The sequence below is a fragment of the Peribacillus sp. CSMR9 genome, assembly GCF_033141925.1.
Classification (GTDB): domain Bacteria; phylum Bacillota; class Bacilli; order Bacillales; family DSM-1321; genus Peribacillus; species Peribacillus simplex_A.
This window is the reverse complement of sequence record NZ_JAOPHO010000215.1, coordinates 1-888: the sequence shown is the minus strand read 5'-3', so window position 1 is coordinate 888 and position 888 is coordinate 1. Positions and strand designations below refer to the sequence as shown.

Genomic DNA, 888 nt, shown 5'->3' with positions numbered 1-888 from the left:
AAGCTAACCACTACTACTGCCTTCATGGTTCGGGACTTTCACCCTATAGATTGCACCCATGCCGGGCGCACGAAAGATGTGGGTTATCTGAATGAATTAGCAAAAGCAAACGGCACTTTGTCCGAATTTTATGATTTGATGATTAGTCATTATTCCCATAGTGGCTCATTTGATAAAGCAGATTATTCCTTCGACAGATGCATCAGACCTTTTTATGAAGAATTTAATAAAGAACAATTCAAAACATTATTAGATGAAGTAACCTATAATCCACAATGCCATGGGGGGATGTACGGTAGCAGGAATAAACGCTTACTAGAACCTGCTCAGAAACTAATACCTGATATAGATCTAGAGGATACCTATAAAATTTTATTTAAATAAAAGGCTTTCCATTAAAGTTTCCCCTTAATGTAGATAGACAATAAAGGAATTTAATACACACTCTATATCACCACTCAGGCAGGATTAAAAGCAGCCAGATCCAGAGGGAAACTTGGTGGACGTCCAAAAGCTGATCAGGCAAAACTTGAATATGCTTATCACTTATACGAGCAAAAGAAATTGACAATAAAAGAGATATGCGACAAAGCCGATGTTTCTCGGACATCCTTATATAGATTTATAGATGAACAAAAACAAATCACAAACTAAGGAGTGTTTATAATCATCTAAGGGGGTTATTTAATGCCTAAGTGTATGTATTGTAACCGTAATGAGCCTATTGAACAGTTAACTCCGATGTATGAAAAAAATAAACCTGGGTGGATTCGGTATTATTGCGATCGGTGTCTGCCTGGCGTTAAAGACGGAATAGCGTTGGTAAAACAATAATTATGAAGATGATTATAAACTTATAATATTAAATAGAGAAGAGGAATGCCTTAT

At 36.0% G+C, this 888-nt stretch carries 2 protein-coding genes and 1 pseudogene; all 3 read left to right on the top strand.

What is annotated here, in order from left to right:
- Positions 1-384, top strand: a pseudogene (locus N9I19_RS24975) (hypothetical protein); the annotation flags it as partial.
- Positions 385-450: 66 nt separating this feature from the next.
- Entirely contained in the window at positions 451-654 is a 204-nt protein-coding gene (locus N9I19_RS25420; RefSeq protein WP_411730967.1) for a helix-turn-helix domain-containing protein, read from the top strand.
- A gap of 33 nt (positions 655-687) precedes the next feature.
- Positions 688-834 (top strand): hypothetical protein, encoded by a 147-nt coding sequence (locus N9I19_RS24970; RefSeq protein ID WP_317779368.1) that lies wholly within the window; start codon positions 688-690, stop codon positions 832-834.
- Positions 835-888: the final 54 nt, after the last annotated feature.